The sequence below is a fragment of the Bacillus nitroreducens genome (assembly GCF_964021195.1).
In genome coordinates this window covers 3,333,453-3,353,098 of record NZ_CAXHYI020000003.1, presented here as the reverse complement: position 1 = coordinate 3,353,098, position 19,646 = coordinate 3,333,453, and the positions used below count along the sequence as shown (strand labels likewise).

18 protein-coding genes are annotated in these 19,646 nt (G+C 38.2%); 3 read left to right on the top strand and 15 right to left on the bottom strand.

The features are described from left to right. Window positions 1-220: 220 nt before the first annotated feature. Entirely contained in the window at window positions 221-886 is a 666-nt protein-coding gene (locus ACWPVE_RS20260; RefSeq protein ID WP_453996546.1) for an N-acetylmuramoyl-L-alanine amidase, read from the bottom strand. Between the two features lie 224 nt (window positions 887-1,110). Then, the gene (locus ACWPVE_RS20255; protein WP_453996544.1) at window positions 1,111-1,917 is read right to left on the bottom strand and encodes an RDD family protein; all 807 of its coding nucleotides are present in this window, start codon (window positions 1,915-1,917) and stop codon (window positions 1,111-1,113) included. A gap of 201 nt (window positions 1,918-2,118) precedes the next feature. Here ACWPVE_RS20255 and ACWPVE_RS20250 point away from each other — a divergent pair, with 201 nt between their 5' ends. Then, window positions 2,119-3,099 (top strand): stage II sporulation protein M, encoded by a 981-nt coding sequence (locus ACWPVE_RS20250; protein ID WP_453996542.1) that lies wholly within the window; start codon window positions 2,119-2,121, stop codon window positions 3,097-3,099. On the opposite strand, the gene ACWPVE_RS20245 is transcribed toward ACWPVE_RS20250, so the two are convergent. The 6 genes from ACWPVE_RS20245 to ACWPVE_RS20220 all read right to left on the bottom strand — a co-directional run bounded on the left by ACWPVE_RS20245 (window position 3,077) and on the right by ACWPVE_RS20220 (window position 9,285). Beyond that, window positions 3,077-4,435, bottom strand: a complete 1,359-nt coding sequence (locus ACWPVE_RS20245; protein ID WP_453996540.1) for a DUF58 domain-containing protein — start codon at window positions 4,433-4,435, stop codon at window positions 3,077-3,079. The two genes, ACWPVE_RS20250 and ACWPVE_RS20245, sit on opposite strands and share 23 nt — an antisense overlap. Next, entirely contained in the window at window positions 4,386-5,315 is a 930-nt protein-coding gene (locus tag ACWPVE_RS20240; protein ID WP_453996538.1) for an AAA family ATPase, read from the bottom strand. Before ACWPVE_RS20240 ends, ACWPVE_RS20245 begins: the two co-directional genes overlap by 50 nt. Beyond that, complete coding sequence (locus tag ACWPVE_RS20235) at window positions 5,312-6,439, bottom strand: DUF4350 domain-containing protein (protein ID WP_453996536.1); 1,128 nt, start codon at window positions 6,437-6,439, stop codon at window positions 5,312-5,314. The genes ACWPVE_RS20240 and ACWPVE_RS20235 overlap by 4 nt, the downstream gene beginning before the upstream one ends. Further along, complete coding sequence (locus ACWPVE_RS20230) at window positions 6,426-7,073, bottom strand: DUF4129 domain-containing protein (protein WP_453996534.1); 648 nt, start codon at window positions 7,071-7,073, stop codon at window positions 6,426-6,428. The genes ACWPVE_RS20235 and ACWPVE_RS20230 overlap by 14 nt, the downstream gene beginning before the upstream one ends. Window positions 7,074-7,086: 13 nt before the next feature. Next, window positions 7,087-8,001: a hypothetical protein gene (locus tag ACWPVE_RS20225; protein WP_453996532.1), complete on the bottom strand. Its 915-nt coding sequence runs from the start codon at window positions 7,999-8,001 to the stop codon at window positions 7,087-7,089. A 165-nt stretch (window positions 8,002-8,166) separates the two neighbouring features. Further along, complete coding sequence (locus tag ACWPVE_RS20220; protein WP_453996530.1) at window positions 8,167-9,285, bottom strand: NAD(P)/FAD-dependent oxidoreductase; 1,119 nt, start codon at window positions 9,283-9,285, stop codon at window positions 8,167-8,169. A gap of 188 nt (window positions 9,286-9,473) precedes the next feature. Between ACWPVE_RS20220 and ACWPVE_RS20215 the strand changes: the two genes are divergently transcribed. After that, window positions 9,474-9,605: a hypothetical protein gene (locus ACWPVE_RS20215; protein ID WP_453996528.1), complete on the top strand. Its 132-nt coding sequence runs from the start codon at window positions 9,474-9,476 to the stop codon at window positions 9,603-9,605. Window positions 9,606-9,735: 130 nt separating this feature from the next. Beyond that, entirely contained in the window at window positions 9,736-9,891 is a 156-nt protein-coding gene (locus tag ACWPVE_RS20210; protein WP_453996526.1) for a hypothetical protein, read from the top strand. A 23-nt stretch (window positions 9,892-9,914) separates the two neighbouring features. Here the strand turns inward: ACWPVE_RS20210 and ACWPVE_RS20205 are convergent, their stop codons facing one another. The 7 genes from ACWPVE_RS20205 to hutP form a co-directional block, all read right to left on the bottom strand. After that, a complete protein-coding gene (locus tag ACWPVE_RS20205; RefSeq protein WP_453996524.1) occupies window positions 9,915-12,023 on the bottom strand; it encodes a heavy metal translocating P-type ATPase in 2,109 nt (702 codons plus the stop codon). A 102-nt stretch (window positions 12,024-12,125) separates the two neighbouring features. Continuing rightward, a complete protein-coding gene (locus ACWPVE_RS20200; protein ID WP_453996522.1) occupies window positions 12,126-12,914 on the bottom strand; it encodes a nucleotidyltransferase domain-containing protein in 789 nt (262 codons plus the stop codon). A gap of 70 nt (window positions 12,915-12,984) precedes the next feature. Further along, entirely contained in the window at window positions 12,985-13,926 is a 942-nt protein-coding gene (gene hutG / locus ACWPVE_RS20195; protein WP_453996520.1) for a formimidoylglutamase, read from the bottom strand. After that, complete coding sequence (gene hutI, locus ACWPVE_RS20190) at window positions 13,919-15,175, bottom strand: imidazolonepropionase (RefSeq protein ID WP_453996518.1); 1,257 nt, start codon at window positions 15,173-15,175, stop codon at window positions 13,919-13,921. Before hutI ends, hutG begins: the two co-directional genes overlap by 8 nt. A gap of 198 nt (window positions 15,176-15,373) precedes the next feature. Beyond that, a complete protein-coding gene (hutU, locus tag ACWPVE_RS20185; protein WP_453996516.1) occupies window positions 15,374-17,029 on the bottom strand; it encodes a urocanate hydratase in 1,656 nt (551 codons plus the stop codon). A 194-nt stretch (window positions 17,030-17,223) separates the two neighbouring features. Next, on the bottom strand, window positions 17,224-18,750 hold the full coding sequence (gene hutH / locus ACWPVE_RS20180; protein WP_453996514.1) for a histidine ammonia-lyase: 1,527 nt from the start codon (window positions 18,748-18,750) through the stop codon (window positions 17,224-17,226). A gap of 140 nt (window positions 18,751-18,890) precedes the next feature. Beyond that, the gene (hutP, locus tag ACWPVE_RS20175; protein WP_453997660.1) at window positions 18,891-19,334 is read right to left on the bottom strand and encodes a hut operon transcriptional regulator HutP; all 444 of its coding nucleotides are present in this window, start codon (window positions 19,332-19,334) and stop codon (window positions 18,891-18,893) included. Window positions 19,335-19,646: the final 312 nt, after the last annotated feature.

Genomic DNA, 19,646 nt, shown 5'->3' with positions numbered 1-19,646 from the left:
TATTTCGCATCTTTCTAGAGTTTTTTTATACACTAGTCAAATTGAACATCTTCATGAGGAAACTCATTTTTAGACTTACGTATTTGTTACGCTCTCCGGTTCTTGCGTAGAAGAATATTCAATCGTTATATCATTTTCTCATTGATAAACATGCATTGAATTTAAAACGCATGGAAAGACCCCATTTTCTACGATTGGGGTCTTTTTTATGTAAATGTAGTTAAAATCCAATTTTACTCCAATCAAATAATGCGCCAGGGTCTGTTTTTCTTCCTCGTGCATATTCATCATGGCCAATTACATGGCTTCTATTAGGTACAATTGCTGGATTTCGTTTTAAAATAATTTGTACTAATCGGTTAAGTGATTGATACTGTGCTTCCGTAAAGCCTGCTAATGAAGTATCAATTTGGTTATAAATATCCTCTGGTACAATCGCTGTCATCTCCTCTTTTGTACCCATTGCGATAAGCTCAATCCCTATCGAATACTCATTCATTTTGTCGGCGTAGGATGGAAATTCAACCAAACTGCCTTTCCCAGCATGATAGGCTACCCTGTCCTCGGATACGAGGTTGTAGATGTTTCCTTCACGGTCAATCAGGTAATGAACAGATAGACCATAATCTTCAAATATGGAATAAACATCATTAAAATTATATGGATCCTTTGGGTTAACTGCTGCATTACTTATAAAGTGAATCATCAAATGAGTAATCTCATTTGTCCGTTCCTTTGAATGGTCAAGTGGTAATGGTTTATCAATCGTTGGAATGAGCTCGATCGAGGCTACTTCTACTTCTGGTTTTTCAATCTTATTTTGTTCAGAACAACCAAAAAGTAAGCATAAAAAGAGTAAGCTCGTACTATAAAGTTTTAATTTCATATTGAGTTCTCCTACTTTACAATCTTACACGCTATTCATGTAGGTAATTATACCCAAACACCTTTGTGTTATCTAGTAATTATTATATATAACAAAGTCTTAGGTGTCGGTCTAAAGTAGGATCAGCGTTATTCAAGAATATCCATCGGTAAATCTATTATCAAACTTGAACAAAAAAGCAACTAGTACAGTGGCTATAACATTGTATGCTTGAAGTTTTCGCTTTAAATTTCAAAATCCCAATCGTCTTTTAGAATTAAATAAAGGACTAATAAATCATTTTCTAATTGTTTATACGTTTTCCCTGTTATTTCAATTCCTGCCTTAGGTAATAAAATCCCTGCAATTTGCTGTGTGCGTGTATCCCTTATATGATCTTTTAGTTGTGTAAATCGGTTGCAGTAAGTCTGAAGAAGCTTCCATTCTTCGTTTCCGAATGATTTTAATGCCCATTGGTCAATTACAAGGGAGTTACTTGAAAGTCCTCGCATCCTAATTTCTTTTTCAAGGGGACTATGTTTTTTCTTGTTTTTTGCTCTTCTTTCGTGGATTACAATTGTTCCAGCGACTAAGTCTCCGATCCGCTTATGTTTAGAATGGAAAAAGATCATCATAATACCTATAAAATAAGATGCTGGCAAAGAATCAATGATCCGTAGGAAATTTCGGATAAAACTGGATAACAAAGTGATACTATGACCATTTTCCTGAATAACACGAATCCCGATGATTTTCTTTCCAATTGTCTTTCCTCCTGCAAAAAATTCAAACAGAAAAAAATACCCCCAATTTAGTAAAAACAACAGAACGATTGTAATGGCAACTGGACCTGAGAATAAAGTTTCGGAAATAAACCAAAATTCAGATCCTCCATAAAGGATGAGTACTAATGTAAGTAGAATGAGTAGACTAACCCCCATTAATATTATCGTATCAAGCACAAATGCAGCGGCCCTACTGCCTACCCCAGCTAATTGAAATTGGATGGAAACATACTCAGGAGTTTTTATATTGTTTTTTTCTAGATTCAAAAGGATCCCCCTTTTCTCCACTATTTTTCTTAGAAGCTATTTCTATTTTTCTCTAAAATTACTATAATAAGGATATCTTGCGTTTAATGGCATATAGTGTCAGTCTGGGGCAATTCATGTTAAGCGCTTGAATAATGGTACAAAGACACGAACGTCTTAGTGTCCACCCATGTGGGTCTAATTACAAGAGGTGATAACAAATTGAATTTGAAGCAATTTGTAAAACAACATCGTGACGAATGGAAGCATCTAGAACAATTGATATCGATCTTACATAAAAGAAGAAAATCACGAAACAGTACAGAAATAAATGAGTTTTATCAATTATATCAAAAATGCGCTGCTCACCTATCATATTGTCAGACCTATTTTCCTAATGAGGAAATAACCCCTTATTTAAATGGTCTTGTCTCAAAAGCTCATAATCTGCTTTACAAAGATCAGGTTTCAAGTTTTGGACAAATCCGCTATTTCTTTAGTACGAAATTCATTGGGCTTTTACTAGAACAATGGAAGTTTATCGTTGTTGCTTTTATATTGTTTACATTGGGAGCAGTAGGAAGTTTTTTATCGGTCCTCCAGGATCCTCTTCATATGTTCTCCATTCTGCCTACCGAAATAGCCCAAGGTGTTGATCCCGATTATTTAGGAAGTCAAGATGGCATGGTCGATTCATCCCTAATGTCCGCAACCATTATGACTAATAACATACAGGTAGCCATCCTTGCCTTTGCAAGTGGCATAACATTTGGTATTTTAACGGTCTATGTCTTAATTTATAACGGCATTATCGTTGGTGCGCTGGCTGGCTTATTTTGGCATTATGGCAAAACGTATGATTTTTGGGCTTATATTGTCCCACACGGAATGATTGAGCTTACGGCTATTTTTATAGCAGGCGGCGCTGGGCTTTTAATGGGTTACAAACTACTTGTTCCAGGTCATTATTCGAGAGTTTACCAGTTGAAATATCAAGCAAAACGATCGGTCCAACTACTTTTAGGAACGATACCGCTATTTGTTATTGCAGGTATAATTGAAGGTTTCATTACACCTGCTGCCATTTCTCTTGAAGCAAAATATGCGGTTGCCTTTATAACGGTTATTGGTTTGATCCTTTATATTGTGACTGGTAAACTCTTTTTAATGAAGAATGAGACTACAGTAAATTCCGATTCATAATATCAATGTAATATGAAACAGCTGTAACGGCTAATTTATCTTCTTTGGCCTCTATCATGATGAGGCCTTGGTTTTCCCATTTTCGTTTTCTCTGCTTCTTTTCTAATACTTGCTGTTGAGCCATACTTTTTAACATTGCTATATGATCATTCGACGGATTTTCTTTCACTCTTTGGGCTAAGACTGGGTCCTCTATACCGATCATCAGAAAATAATGTCGCTGTCTAAGTTTTCGTAGATAGATAAGTGCACTCTCTTCCCTAATAAAAGTATATACATCGCTAAATAGCATCAAAAGGCTACGCTTTTTCTGCACGGTTTCCAAATACGAAAACACGGCCCCATAATTAGATTCGGAAGCATCTACCTTCAATCCATAGATAGCCCTTAAAATGGTTTGAAGATGGGCCAACCCTTTTCCAGCTGACACATATGTCTTTACTTCTGATGAAAAAGCTAAAATGGATACATAGTCACCATTTTTAAGTGCAGCAGTTGCAACAGTAATTGCCGATTCTATAGCTCGTTCAAGGCGGTTACCTTTTTCTAGTTCAGCTCCCATCATCCTGCCGCAATCTAGTAAAATTGTAATATGTTTACCATGCTCTGGTTCATACTCGTTTGTCATCACTTCGTGTAGCTTCGCGGTCTGTCTCCAATTTATGGTGCGAGGATCGTCTCCAACAACATAGCTTCTAATTTTTGAAAACTCACCAGTACCTGTTTGATGCTTTCGAATTTTTATTCCTTCATATAATAAGAACTTTTGTGCATTTTCAAGATAATGTCTTGCTTCTGATAAATCTGGAATGACTCGAACATCGTTTGTTAATGGAAAGGTAATTTGTTTTTCCCATAAACCAAGAAAGCTCTTGTATCGGAAATATAATTTAGTAATTTGATAATCTCCCCGATCGCTTGCTTTCGTTTTGTAGATAATCTTTGATGATTTTTCTTTTGCAATCGTCCCTCTAATTGGAAAGGAATGTGTGAAAGAATCTGGGATTCCATCAATGAAACGATAGGTTAATCCGAATGATGAGTGATTCGTTATTTCAATCTCGACAGGTATGGCTAGCCCTCTCTCTATTTCTTCCTGTACTTTGCGCTTAGCAGAAAGCTGTTTCTTTTTTGGTGAGAAGTACAAATCAACAAAGCTTGCTAACAAAAAAAACAAATTTAAACCTATGATCATAGACCAAGAGATTTCAAGCATTAGACTGGCTAGCAATGCGATTGAAAGAATAAACAAACAAATAAGTAATCGTTTTGTGGGCAAAATGCCGCTATCTAGGAACAGGAACCGATCCCACAAGTTCTTCAATGATTTCGTCAATGGTGATTCCCTCCAATTCTGCATGTGGAGATAACTGAATTCGATGTCTCAATGCAGGCTTTGAGACCATTTTTACATCATCTGGTGTGACATAATCTCGTCCAGCTAAATAGGACCATGATTGTGCTGCTTTTGCGATTGAAATGGCAGCCCTTGTACTTGCACCATATCGTATCGTTTCGGACTCTCGTGTTTTGCGAACGATTTGCATAATGTAATTAAGGACGCTATCACTTACAGTAACTCGTTCTATTTCCCTTCGAATGAATAAAAATGTGGAAAGATCAATGACTGTAGAGCTATCTTGGGTAGATAATACTTGCTCAATTACTTGTTTCACAACATTTCTTTCTTCATCAAAAGATGGGAATTCAATTTGAAGTTTAAATAAAAATCGATCTTGCTGGGCTTCTGGCAAACGGTATGTACCCTCAAATTCAATTGGGTTTTGTGTAGCTACAACAAAAAACACTTCTGGTAGCTTGTAAGTCTCGCCTTGAATGGTGACTTGTTTTTCTTCCATAGCCTCTAATAAAGCAGCTTGTGTTTTTGCAGGCGTACGGTTAATTTCGTCAGCTAGTAGAATATTCGTGAAGATAGGTCCTTTTAATGTTTCAAAGTGTCCTTCCTTCATGTTGTAAATCATACTACCTGTGATATCACTTGGTAATAGATCAGGCGTGAATTGGATTCGAGTAAAATCTCCTCCGAGCAATTTTGCAAGTGTACGCACCATTTGTGTTTTCCCTGTACCAGGCACTCCTTCAAGTAGAACATGACCACCTGCTAGAATAGCAGATAAAAGAAGCCGTAAGTTTGTGTGCTGACCTAAAATTCGCTGCTCATATTTTTTAAGTAAGGATGTGAGTTCTTGTTTCATCCTTTCTCCACCTCTTTTCGTAATTCATCTAGGTTCTTTGACCATTGCAAATAATCATGTTTAGATAGTTTTTCAATTTTTAAGACAGTTGATAGACCTTGTAGATATCGCTTAATCTCATCTTCCTTTTTTCCAAACCAGTGTTGTGTTAGTTTCGTTGTTAGGTCAGTCCATTCCCGATGAACAGGTATTCCCCATTTTTCTTGTAACAACTGTTTCACATACTCAGCTTGTATATGTAAAGATTCGTGATAATAGCGACCTCGTATGTACCAAGCACTTAAAGCTCGTATATTCTCATCACTGAATCGAATAGACTCCTCTCGAGGGACAATCACAGGGCCAAATCTCTTTCCTTTATACCAAAGCCAAAGAAATACTAAAAATGCCGCTTGTAAAAGGAATAGTAAGAACCATTTCGGATATAATGTGGTGAAACTAACCGCGTTTTTTGTACTATGAATATATTCATCAAAATAATAAAAGGATGTTTGTTCATCTTCAATTAACGATAAAACGAGTGGAATATGTTCATAGTCTAAGAGGCGGTCATTTGTGAGCCATTCAGGTGTAATAGCCGTAATTAATTCACCATCACCAATTTTTCGACTTGTCGCAATCGCACCTGCATCATCTTCCAGGAGAATCCTTTCATTTTCAGCAGGAATGATTCTATTTGTAGATTGAATGAAAGCTGTATATTCTCTTCCCTCTTGATCTTTCATGGATATGGCTTCATCCATGAAAGAGTCAATATCTGCTGGAAGTGTCTTCAAATCAAACATTCCTCTTGGATTAGCTTTAAACAAAATAAGCCTGTTTCCAGCTTCAATAAATTGTAGATACCCATTTGCATCTTCCTGCTCTGGTGTAAAATAAGGCTCCACCATAATCAGGACTTGATTTTCGTCTTTTTTTGTAAGGTATTGAGGTGAATGTGACCACCTTTTCACTTGATTTTTATCCTGTAAATATGTATAAATGGCTTTCAGACCTGTAGGAGAAGGAGAATCAGAAACATAGTGTGGATACGCTTTTGGGTTAAATGATTCTATATAATAAGTTAGCGCGAGTAGAAGTACAATCAGTCCTATTAGGGTTATCCATACTTTACCTTTGCGCATTCTCCTCACTCCCTTCTGTATCAATTAACCTGACAAAAACTTTTTCACGAAATTGAATATATTCCTCTCTATTAATCTGATATTCTCCATATGCTACCTCATCAAATACTAATGCCAAATCATAAAATTCATTTGCCAAAGTCGGATTGACTTTACGGAGTTCGTCATAATACTCCCAGTTTGTTTTCCATGCTTTTGCTTCGAGCCATTTTTTTTGATGGAAAAGGAGAAGCAGTGCTAAAAATAAATGTCTAGTTGCAGCTGAAAAATCTTGAACATCTTGATGCTTATGTGCTTCCTGTAAATGTTTCTGATAGGTCCAGTTAAGTTCCTCAGTTGAATGAAGTGGCTTATGTGTACTAAATTTCTTGGGTCTTCTATTTCGAATCAACAAAAATACCGCAAGTCCCAAAAGGAAGAGAATCGAAAGCATGATTAAGAATAGCACAACGTCTGCAGCACCATTTGCCGAGCTTATTGATGGAAATAATCGTTCCAATACATCGGCTAGCCAATCTTTGATTCTGTTCCACCATTCTTGAAATATATTTCTAGATTCATCATAGTAGACTCGATACTCTTTCTCCTTAAGAATGTCCTCAATCCGTTCTCTTGAATCCTTCATTTCTCCCATTGCCTATCACCACTTATCTTGGTTCATTGAACCCCTTAATCATTTCATCCAAATCCTCTGCATCATGTCGAACCTTTGCATCAAGATACATGACTCCGTAGCCAACAGTAAATAGCAGATTCGTAAAAATTGTTGTTAGGTTCACAATTAATGTAAGTAGAACACTATTGCCTAAAAAGATACCAAACGTCGCTTCAATCGCAAGGCTTATGGCACTGATAATCAAAAAGAATATGATATAAAGACTAAATAATACCCATCCACGATTACGGGATAATTGCCAACTCCGAGAAAATCCAGGAGATTCATAGTCTAGTACAACAGAACCAAAATAAAAGCCCCAACGTGTCATTAAATACCCAATACCGACATACATTCCAATCCCTAATACAATAACAAATAATATACCGATAACGGGCACTCCTATGGCGCCGAAGATTCCAATCGGAAATAAGATCATCAGAGATACAAATAAAAATCCAAAGGCAATCAGACCAAATAAAATATTACTTCCAAGCATTGCCCAAAATCGTGTAAAAGCCTTTTTTATCAAGGATCCGATTGTGTATTCCTCATTTTTTCGAATGTGGTTTAAGGCTAATAAGATTGCAGCTGTTGCAACTGGAAATAAAACAATACTTATCAGACCAACTAAGAGCGTTCCAATTGCTCCACCTAATCCGATCGTTTCTGCAACTGCTTCTTCATCAAAGCTAGAAAGTACTTGGGTAAACCAATCATCGCCAGGCCCAGTTTCTCTGAAAAAACTGTTTCCTGAGGCCAGTAGGATGAATGCTTCAAGTATGTATACGGGTCCCATAAAAATAAGCAGAATGGTAAAAAAATCACGAAATCGTTTTCTGCTTAAACTAAATGTAAGATCAAGAATTTCGCCAAAGCCCTTTGGTTGTGAAAACTTGGTGTTCAATCTGCCATCCCCCTAATGTTAAAAAAGTTGGTAATATCGCCTATTTTAACATTATTCTGGAAAATTTTCTGTAGGTTTTTAGAAAAAATTTCAAAATTCCAGAGGGGAAAAATTAAGGCCTGATCTCGTATAGGAATCAGGCCAAATGTGATGATTAGTATAAAATTATGATTTAATGGCACTTGCGACATCATAATGACTAAGTTCGATTTCCAGTTGTTTACCCATGGCAAGCTTTGCTAATTCGCCCCCTAAAAAAGGTCCGACTGTTAGCCCTGAGGCTCCTAGTCCGTTTGCAACGTAAAGATTATCAAAATCTGGTATTTCACCGATAACTGGAAGGAATTCTGGAGTAAAAGGTCGAAAACCAACCCTTGTTTCTAATATCGTTGCTTCGGACAATTCAGGAGCAATATGTAATGCTTTATCAAAAATTTCATGAAGCCCACCTGCTGTAATCCTTGTATCGATGCCTTTATTATTTTCATGCGTTGCACCGACAACAATTCTTCCTTCATCAAAAGCTAAAATATATTGATCGTTTGGTGGCATGACCACAGGATAATGATCTGTAGTTGTATTTTCCAGATGAAGATGTACAATTTGTGCTTTCTGTGAGGATACAAGAAAATCTATTCCAAGTGGCTTAAGCAATTCGTTTGCCCAAACTCCAGCTGTAATTAATACCTTGTCAGCAATCACCATCTCATCATTAATATTTACCTCAATTAATCGCCCATTTTTTGATTGTAAACTTCCATTACCTGTTCGAAAATCGGCACCAAAATGTTTGGCTGCGCGTATTAACGCATTACGAAGCTCTCTTCCATTCACTCTGGCAGCACCACTAATATGTACGGACGAAAATTCATTTGATAGTGGTGGAAAGAGTTCCTTTGTTTCTTCGGAACGAAATCGTGTGATTTCTCCAATTTCAGGTGCATCTTCCCGACGAATGTATGCTCGCTCTTCCATTTTATCGAGTTTCTTTTCATCGGTATGGAGACTAATCGCTCCAACCTTTTTATAACCAGTTGAAGTCTCGCCTAATGATTCGAGTTCGCTAATTAGAGTGGAATAATATTTTGCACCTTCTTTGGCCAAATGGTACCAAGCCTTGTTTCTTCGCTGAGAAAGCCATGGACAGACAATCCCTGCCGCTGCATCAGTTGCTTGACCGTGATCCTTTCGGTCAACAATGATTACTTTTGCTCCTTCTTTAGCAAGATGATAAGCAGTGGAGGCACCTAAGATCCCCGCACCTATTACAAGATATGTTGTCATTGTTTCAAAATCCCTTCTATGTTTTACCTATCGTATATTTTACTAAAAATAGACCACAGAAGCATCTTCCTGTCGAAATTTGTATATTTTTCAGATTTTCATCCATAATAGACATAACGCTGTAAAATATAGGAAATAAATATGATACAAACAGCGGTGATTAATTGAAAGGAGGAATGAACTAAACAGTGGCTAAAAAAAATAAAAACCAGCCTCAAACAGGAGCAAATAGTATGGACACGGAATTTGGTGCAGAACAAGGTTTAAGTAAGAAGGCTAGGAAAAAAGCTGCTCGTGAAAATCGAAAAAAAAATAAGTAAGTAGCAAATTTACGTACCGGTACATATTTGACCTGTTCCAGGCTTTTTTAGGAACGGGTTTTTTCTTTTATTTTACACGTTATTGGACAACTGTATTTCCCCATATACTCCTTATAAGGAGGCGGTTTAATTGAAACAATTGGACATCCAAATGATATTATTTGTGGGTGCAACGTTAGTTCATGAATATTGGCTGTATTGGGGTCTTCCTAGGGTCTATTATTGGGACGTTAAGCGTACTCATCTAAATAAAATGGAAGACGAGATAGACGATAAAATTGCATAAAAAAGGGATAACAATTGTTACCCCTATTCGTTCACCTTAAATAGTCGTAAGCTATTTAATGTGACAAGCAAAGTTGCCCCCATATCGGCAAAAATGGCAATCCATAGTGTAAGCCAGCCTGGGACAACCAATAGTAAGGCTAATGCCTTTATAGCTAATGAGAAAGTAATATTTTGTTTGATTATCCTTAGTGCTTTTCGACTTAAATGGATTGTATATGGCAATTTGTTTAGGTCGTCCGACATTAATGCGATGTCTGCCGTTTCGAGGGCAGTATCGGTTCCTGCACCACCCATTGCAATACCGATAGTTGAAGCTGCTAATGCGGGCGCATCATTAACGCCATCTCCCACCATTCCTACTTTTCCATGAATTGATTGTAACTTATGGATAGCTGATAATTTGCCTTCTGGTAGTAAATCTGCATCTATATTCGTAACGCCAACGTCTTTTCCGATGGCATCAGCTGTTCGCTGATTGTCACCAGTAAGCATAACTGTTTTTTCAATGCCTATCTTGTGTAATTTCTGAATAACCGCTCTAGAGGATTCTCTTAATTCATCGGCTACAGCTATCAGTAGAAGAATCTTAGCTTCAGTTCCGAAGATAATAACCGTTTTACCTTTGTTTTGTAATGCATCTATTTTCTCTTGCTTTTCTTGAATAAAGTTTCTGTTAATTTCTTCAAAAAAGTTTGGACTACCAACGTAATAGATTTCTCCATCGATTTTAGCCATTAAGCCTTTTCCTGTAATTGATTGGAAGTCTTCTATGATGACATGCTGATATGGGAGACCTTCAGCTTTTTTTAGGATGGCTGAAGCAAGTGGATGTTGGGATCCTTTTTCTATTGCTGCAGTTAGCATGAGCCATTTCTCTTCCTTGTTATCAAAAGAGATAAGATCAACAACCGATGGGGTACCTTTTGTTAAGGTTCCTGTCTTGTCAAATGCGATTACATTAAGTGATCCAGCTTCTTCAAGATGAATGCCCCCTTTTATCAAGACTCCATGGCGGGCAGCATTTCCAATGGCTGTTACAACTGCAACAGGTGTGGACACAACTAATGCACACGGACATCCAACAACGAGAGCTGCCAATCCTTGATAAATCCAGTCATTCCAATTTGCACCAAAAAATAATGGAGGAACAACGGCGATTAACATCGCAAGTACGATAATTGCAGGCGTATAGTATTTTGCAAATCTATCGACAAACGCTTGAGAAGGTGCACGTTCAGCTTGGGCTTCTTCTACTAAATGGATAATTTTCGCAATCGTTGTGTCTTCCACCCGTTTTGTTACTCGTACTTCCAAGAGACCTTCTTCATTCAATGTTCCAGCAAAAACCTCATCATGAATGGTTTTACTTACAGGGACGCTTTCGCCTGTTATGGAAGCTTGGTTAATGGAAGAGCTCCCTTTTATCACAATTCCATCCATTGCAACCTTCTGACCCGGTTTCACAATCATAATATCTCCAACTTGAATATCCTCAACGGGTATGAGCCTTTCTTCTGTCCCATGCCGAATGAACGCTTCATTAGGTGCAATGTCCATTAACGACTCAATTGAATTCCTTGCTTTATCCATCGAATAGCGTTCTAACGCTTCACTAATTGCAAATAAAATCACAACTGTTGCGCCTTCTCCCCATTCTCCAATCAGTGCAGCGCCAATAATCGCTATAGTCATGAGTGTACTCATATCAAAATTGAAACGACTCAGGTTCTTAAAACCTTTTATAAATAGAGTATTTCCACCGATAAGTATAGCGAGAGCATACCCAATTGTTGAAGAGAGATGACCTTCTCCAAATTGCTCACCTAGTAACCAACTGAATAATATTATTACCGCTGATAGATACACTTTCCTGTTTTGTTTTTGCTTCCAGAATGAAACTTGCGGTGCAGCTTTTTCATGTTCTTCTCTTAATTTCAGGTTTTCAAATGCACCAGCTTTTTCAAGCTCCTTAATCGATGTGTTTCCTGTTACAGTTATTTTAGAAGCTCCAAAGTTTACATTTGCATCTATAACACCATCCAGGTGTTTGACGTTCGATTCGAACGTTTTCGCACAACCTGCTCAGGAAAAGCCTTGAACCCGATAGGTTTTTGTAGCTTGTTCAGACATATCCTCACCCCCGAAAAACAGATACTAATGTAAGTATACACTTTTGATGCTGGCGCTTACTAGAAGATAGGATCATAATAGGCTGCCCTTATTTTATCTACGTTATTTATCCCAAACTTTTGCTAATGTCTTACGGAAGAATATATCTAGCTCCTTCGTTGGATTGTGGAGCTTTGTTTGTAGCGTTAAGGCATTTTCCTCTATGTTATCAAGTTCATTTTTTATATAACGATCTAGTTCTATTGATTGGTTGATGGCCTTTTGTCCAGAAGACTTTAGATGAATGATGTTTTCTATGATTTTTTTTATCTCACCATTTGGAATGAGTTCTTGTATCAAATGATATAAATTAAGGTTCCCCATGCATTTGTTCGTTTCAATAAATTTTGCCATTAATAGTGGCCGTATAATATTTATATAAATTTTACTATTGGGTCCCTTTTCTTGTAATGTTTTATAATTTCCTTTGGCCATTTTTACATAATGGTAGATACAAGGAATGGGTGAAAAAATGGACGTTTCTAATTGATGCATTTTTTCAAGAAAAGAATATTTTTGGATATAAATAATGCCTGAGTGTAACCATTCCAATAACCCTGGGTTTGATTTACGAAAAAGTCTAAGTGCCTTTGTTAACTCCCAACCACTCATATCTATTAAAGGATCTACAGGGCAATCTACTTGATCATGTTTTGGAATTTCAAGTACATCTCGCTTTTGATCGATCGATAAATACCAATCCTTTTTATGTATGTAAATGAAACGAATATCGAAGTCACTATCTGGAGAAACAATTCCCCATGTACGGCTACCTGCTTCACATGCGTAAAGAATTTTGATGTCATATTGCTGTTCAGTTTGGTGAAGAATTTCAATAATATGTTCCTTCAATCGAATTCCCCCATTACATAGAAAAGGAGATGTTGCTATCCATCTCCTTTTACAAAATAGTATTCACTTTTCATGTATACATAAACCTTATAATTACATGTGCTGCAAGCCTACTAGTGATATCGCGTACATCCTTAGATGGGTCGATTTCAACAATATCCATCGCTTTAACTTTTGGATGTTTTACAGCTTTAGAAATACTTGAGAGTAACTCTCTTGATGTCAATCCACCAGGTCCAATCGCAGGACATCCAGGCGCGAAAGCTTGATCAACTACATCCATATCGACTGAAAGGTAGATAAAATCGACTTTTTGAGCTAATCGTTCCGTTTCTTTTTGAATGATTGACACAATACCCATGCTGTCAATATCATCCATTGTATAGATTGTGACTCCGTTGCGAATACAATAATTATGATATTCCTCCGCATTTGAATAATCTCGAATGCCGATTTGTATTAGATCTTCCCCGTTTAGATAACCACCATCGAGCAGACTTCGGAATGGTGTCCCATTCGTTCGACCACCATCTTCAAAATTTCGTACATCGTGATGGGCATCCCATTGAATGACACCAATACGACCGAATTGTTCATGAAATGCTCGAATCGAAGGAAAGCTCACCCCATGGTCTCCACCGAGCATGATATATCTTTTGCATGCATTGGTTTGAATCATTTCCCTTACACTAATATAAACCCTTTCTGTCGTCTCAATTAAGTTGGTTGGATGGGTATGAACATCTCCAAAATCGAGAACGTGAATATCCTTAAAATCATGGTTCCTTTCTCCTGAATAAGTGGAGTAGGCATGAAGAGCATTCCGTACCGTTTTTGGCGCGTCAGCAGCAAGTGAAGGTGAGATTGATGACTTTGATACGGGAAGTCCAATTATACCAATGTCCCCCTTGGCATCATGTTTATACGTTTTTATACATTCGGTCACCTTCGTTACATACTGGTCTTTGAAAATGACTGGCTGACCAGGTGTAAGGTATTGAAATTCAAACATTGTCGTTTCTCTCCCAAATTTTTGTTCCATTGACATATACGCTGTTTGTGTGATTTACGCCAAAATGATAGGGAAGGTACATATAATTTGGAATATCCCATATTACAAAGTTCGCTTTTTGACCAATTTCAAGAGTACCCGCTTCTCCCCCTTTTCCGATAGCGAAAGCAGCATTGACCGTGACTGCATTCCAGATTTCTTCAGGCGTCAATTTAAGTTTAAGCGCTGCCAGTGACATAATCAGCTGGAGGTTTTCTGTTACACAACTCCCTGGATTAAAGTCGGTCGCTAGTGCAACTGCTGCACCTGAATCAATCATATCTCGGGCTCGGGCATATGTTTCTTTCCCAAGATAGAATGTCGTTCCTGGCAGTAAAACTGCCACTGTTTCCCCTTCAGCAAGCATCCTTATTGCTTCATCAGAAGCAGCAACTAAATGGTCTGCACTGATTGCTCCAAGCTCGACAGCTAGTTCTGTTCCACCCAAAGAATCAATTTCATCGGCGTGAATTTTTATACCAAATCCCTTTTCCTTCGCTTTTTGTAAAAATGACTTTGATTGTTGTGTGGTGAATACACCTGTCTCACAGAAAATATCAGCAAACTCAGCTAGTTTTTCATTTTTTATGGTATCAAGGAGTTGAATCATTTCCCCAAGAAATTCATCCTCTTTTCCTTTATAGGTTGGAGGAATTGCATGGGGACCTAAAAAGGTTGAAACAATTGAAATAGGATAGAGTTCTTTTAGTTTTTTTACTACTTTTAGTTGTTTTAATTCCGTTTCTGGTTCCAAGCCATATCCACTTTTTGCTTCTATCGTTGTCACTCCGTATGATATAAATCGATTTAAATGGAAGGAAGCTTTTTCAAGTAATTCTTTTTCTGTTGCACTTTTTGTGGCCTCAACAGTCGAAAGAATTCCTCCCCCCTTTGCGAGAATATCAAGGTACGGCACTCCAGCTTGCTTTAAAGCGAGTTCTTTTTCACGTGAACCGCCAAATACTAAGTGAGTATGTGGATCGACCAAACCTGGAGAGATGACTTTTTGTTTGGCATCTATATTACAAGTTGCATTTAGGTGTTTTGATTCTTCATCCGTGCCAATCCAAGCGATCTTTCCTGAATGGACGGCAAATGAAGCATTCTCTTTAATTGGAAGCTGCTTCATTTCTTCCCCTTTGAGGGGGTTGGTTGATTCAATAGGTAAAATCAATTGCCCTATATTGTGTACGAGTATATCGTATTCCATGAGATCGCTCCTTTTCTAGTAGAATGAGAGATTTTGAACCAGATAATGCGATATTTTAAACGTATCTATTAAGTTACTAGTAAGTTTGTTTTTTTATGCATTAACGCTTTGGAAATGTGTCCTTTCTTTTGTGAAATGTTACCTAAGTTGAAGTTATTGTCCTCTACCTTTTACAATCTGTTTTCTAGCCCAAACCTCTTATAACATCGGGATGTCTACCCCTTTTTCCTTCGCGACTTTAATTGCTTTTTCATAGCCAGCGTCCGCGTGTCGAACAATCCCCATTCCTGGGTCTGTCGTAAGTACACGACGTAAACGCTCTTCTGCTAAATTCGAACCGTCAGCAACAGCAACCATTCCAGCGTGTAAGGAGTAGCCCATACCTACGCCTCCACCATGATGGACAGAAATCCACGAGCCACCAGCTGCAACATTAATCAGCGCATTTAGAATCGCCCAGTCGCCAACTGCATCGCTGCCATCTTTCATGCTTTCTGTTTCTCGGTTTGGAGACGCTACAGAACCACAGTCTAAATGATCCCGACCGATTACAATTGGTGCTTTCAATTCACCTTTTCGCACTAATTCGTTAATAGCGAGGCCCATTTTGACTCGTTCTCCATATCCAAGCCAACAAATACGAGCTGGAAGCCCTTGGAACTCCACTTTTTTCTGAGCCATATCAATCCAGCGATGCAAAGCTTCATTTTCAGAAAATAATTCTTTTAGAAGGGCATCTGTTCGATAGATGTCTTGTGGGTCACCAGATAAAGCAGCCCATCGGAATGGTCCTTTCCCTTCACAGAATAATGGACGAATGTATGCTGGGACAAAGCCTGGAAAATCAAATGCACGTTCAACACCTTGATCTTTTGCAACTTGGCGGATGTTGTTCCCGTAATCAAAGGTTACTGTTCCACGTCGTTGAAACTCAAGCATTGCACGAACATGCTTTGCCATTGATGCGTTTGATAATAACACGTATTTTTTCGGATCATTTGTGCGTAATTCATTTGCTTCTTTTACAGAATAGCCTTCAGGCACATACCCATTTAATGGATCATGGGCAGATGTTTGGTCTGTCATCACATCAATTTGTATGTTTCTATCTAATAGTTGATGATGTACTTCGGCAGCATTTCCGATGAGACCAATCGACAGAGCTTCACCATTATGCTTTGCTTCTAATCCCCATTTAATCGCTTCATCAATTGAATCTGTCATGCGATCACAATATTTCGTCTCCAATCGTTTCTGTATACGCGACTTATCTACTTCAACCGCAATACAAACACCATCGTTCATGGTTACTGCTAGTGGTTGTGCTCCCCCCATACCACCTAATCCAGCTGTGAGTGTGATCGTGCCTCTTAATGAGCCACCGAAATGTTGACGGGCCAGCTCAGCAAAAGTTTCATAGGTTCCTTGTAATATGCCCTGAGAACCAATATAAATCCAACTACCAGCAGTCATTTGTCCATACATCATCAATCCCTTTTGGTCAAGTTCATGAAAATGCTCCCAATTGGCCCATTTTGGAACTAGCACAGAATTTGAAAGTAAGACGCGTGGTGCTGCACTGTGTGTTTTAAAGACCGCAACTGGTTTTCCTGACTGAATTAGCATTGTTTCATCATTTTCTAGGCGTCGAAGCGTATTAACTATAGCATCAAATGCTTCCCAATTTCGTGCGGCTTTACCAATACCTCCGTATACAACAAGCTCTTCTGGTTTTTCCGCAACAGCAGGATCTAAATTGTTGTACAGCATCCGTAAAGCGGCCTCCTGCTCCCAGCCTTTACATTCAAGTTCCAATCCTTTTTTAACATGAACGACACGACTTTGAATTGACATACTACATTCTCCTTTACTATGTTTTATTTTGCTCCATCCTTACCAGGCAGTATGGCATTCCTTTAAGATTTATAGGAACAAACGATGATACGTACATGATTAACTGCCGATAAAGGTCCTCTTAAAGGAACAATTACTTCGTACACTACGTCCTTATGGAAACGTCTTAGTAACCCACATCGTGTTTCTCTCAGCTAAAATTTCACTTTAATATTGGTTTGGAGATTGGCTGTCCACACTAGATTATTTTTTTTAAGCCATTCGGTTACTCTCTCAATGTCTTCAGCAAACATACGGTCTTGATTAATGGTTGGGACAATATTTCTCGCTTTGTAATAAAATGCTTTTGTTGCAGGTGACATTTTCTCGATTCCACGATATTCAACTGCTTGCAAAGCACAGATACATTCTATCGCTAAAACCCTACGCACATTTTGGATAATCTGGTAGGCATGACGTGAGCCGATTGTCCCCATACTTACGTGGTCTTCCTGATTAGCTGAAGATGGAATGGAATCTACACTTGCAGGATGAGCAAGTGTTTTATTTTCAGAGACAAGCGAAGCAGCAACATATTGCATGATCATGGCACCAGACTGTAATCCTGGTTGCGCACTTAAAAAGGGTGGTAAATCATTGAGATGGGGATTGACCAGCCTTTCAATCCTCCGTTCCGAAATACTGGCAAACTCGGCAACTGCTATTTTCATAAAATCCATCGCAATCGCGATGGGTTGACCATGGAAGTTTCCACCTGAAATAACTAAATGGCCATCGTCAAAAACCAAAGGGTTATCAGTTGCAGCGTTGATCTCGATTTCTAGTTTTTCCTTCACATAATCTAATGCTTGCCAGGAAGCGCCGTGTACCTGAGGGATGCAACGTAACGAGTAGGCATCCTGTACTCTTTTATCTCCCTGCCTAGTTATCAATTTGCTTCCAGCTAAGATGTTACGGATTCGTTTCGCCACATCTATTTGCTGCGGATAACCCCGCGCTTCATGAATGGCAGGATGAAAAGCATCAATGATACCTTCTAATCCTTCAAGTGTTAAGCTCGCAATCATTTCACTTTGTAAAGCTAGGTTAGAAGCTTCAATCCAATTAATTACACCCATTGCTGTCATAGCCTGTGTTCCATTAATCAATGCAAGACCCTCTTTGGCCTGCAGGACAACTGGCAGAATACCTTCTTTTTCAAAAACTTTCTTAGTCGGTAATATCTCCCCGTTGTAATGCACATTACCTTCTCCCAGAAGCACTAGAGCCAAATGAGAAAGTGGCGCTAAATCTCCAGATGCTCCTAGTGATCCTTGCTGTGGAATTACAGGATGGATGTTCAGATTTAGTAAGGTGACGAGCTTTTCCGCAATCACGGGACGTATTCCAGAATATCCTTTCAGTAGTGCATTTAAACGAAGTAATACCATTGCACGTGAAACAACTTCAGGAAAAGAATCACCAACCCCACAAGCATGGGAGCGTATTAAATTTAGCTGTAAATCATTGACATCATCCTCGGCAATGATGACATCACTAAACTTTCCGAAGCCAGTGTTAATTCCATAGACGGTCCGTTTATCTGCCACAATTTTCTCAACCGCTTTGCGACTCTGTTCGACTTTTCGAAGTGATTCCCTGCTAATTGTTACATGTTCACCGTCATAACAGATTCGTTTCACTTGTTCTAAAGTTAACGACTGTCCTGTTAACTCAACCATACATCATCCCCCTAAATGTTTATGAATCGTAAAATCAGAAATGAGAAAATAGAAAGAAAAAGAGGCGACAATGGCATAGAAATACCATCATCGCCTCCTATTGACTAAAGGACTATAGGCAATGTAAACAATTATAGATTTTAAATATGATTAATTCCGAGACCAATTGTTTCGTGTTCCAACCCTTTAATTGGTGCACCAATCGTTCCGTAAAAAGCAACGGCTATCCATTCTCCCTCTTCTTCACTTGTATACGGTTCCCCACGAACAATCGCAAACCGTAAACCAACTGTACGGCTAATTTCACCAATTGCGGTTTGCCCTCTTGTCACACCTTCAATGCCCTCAATAATTGCGTGATATAGGGCATGTGTTTCCCGGTATTGTGAATCATGAATCAGGCTATGACGTTTTGCAGCTGTTTCTACAGCAGCAATCACCTTTTGCATGTTCATCGAACCAACTTTACCTTGACAGTATTTCACATTCTTTAGTGTAGATGAAAAAGGATCCATTTCGTCTTCGGTTAAGGTTGCTAATAATACAGCAATCTTTCCAATTGCTATTTTTTGACTCATATCGATAAACCTCTAATTTCTGAATTTTCCTATTATCTAGTAACTTACATTTATTGTATAGGTGAGCCAAATCATTTGTCAATAGAATTGGAAAATTTTAGTATATTAATATAGTAGTAAATTAGCAGGGTAAAGTATAAGTAGTACTTCTGAATTTTTATTTTTTATAAAAGATTGTTTTAAACTATGGTTTCGAGCTTTAGGGGGAAATTACTTGTTAAATTATTATTTTAAGATAGTATATGGGTTTGAAAAAGTTAACGTGGTTAATGATGCCAACGCGAAGAATATTTCAGAAGTAGCTCTTGCTTTCCAATG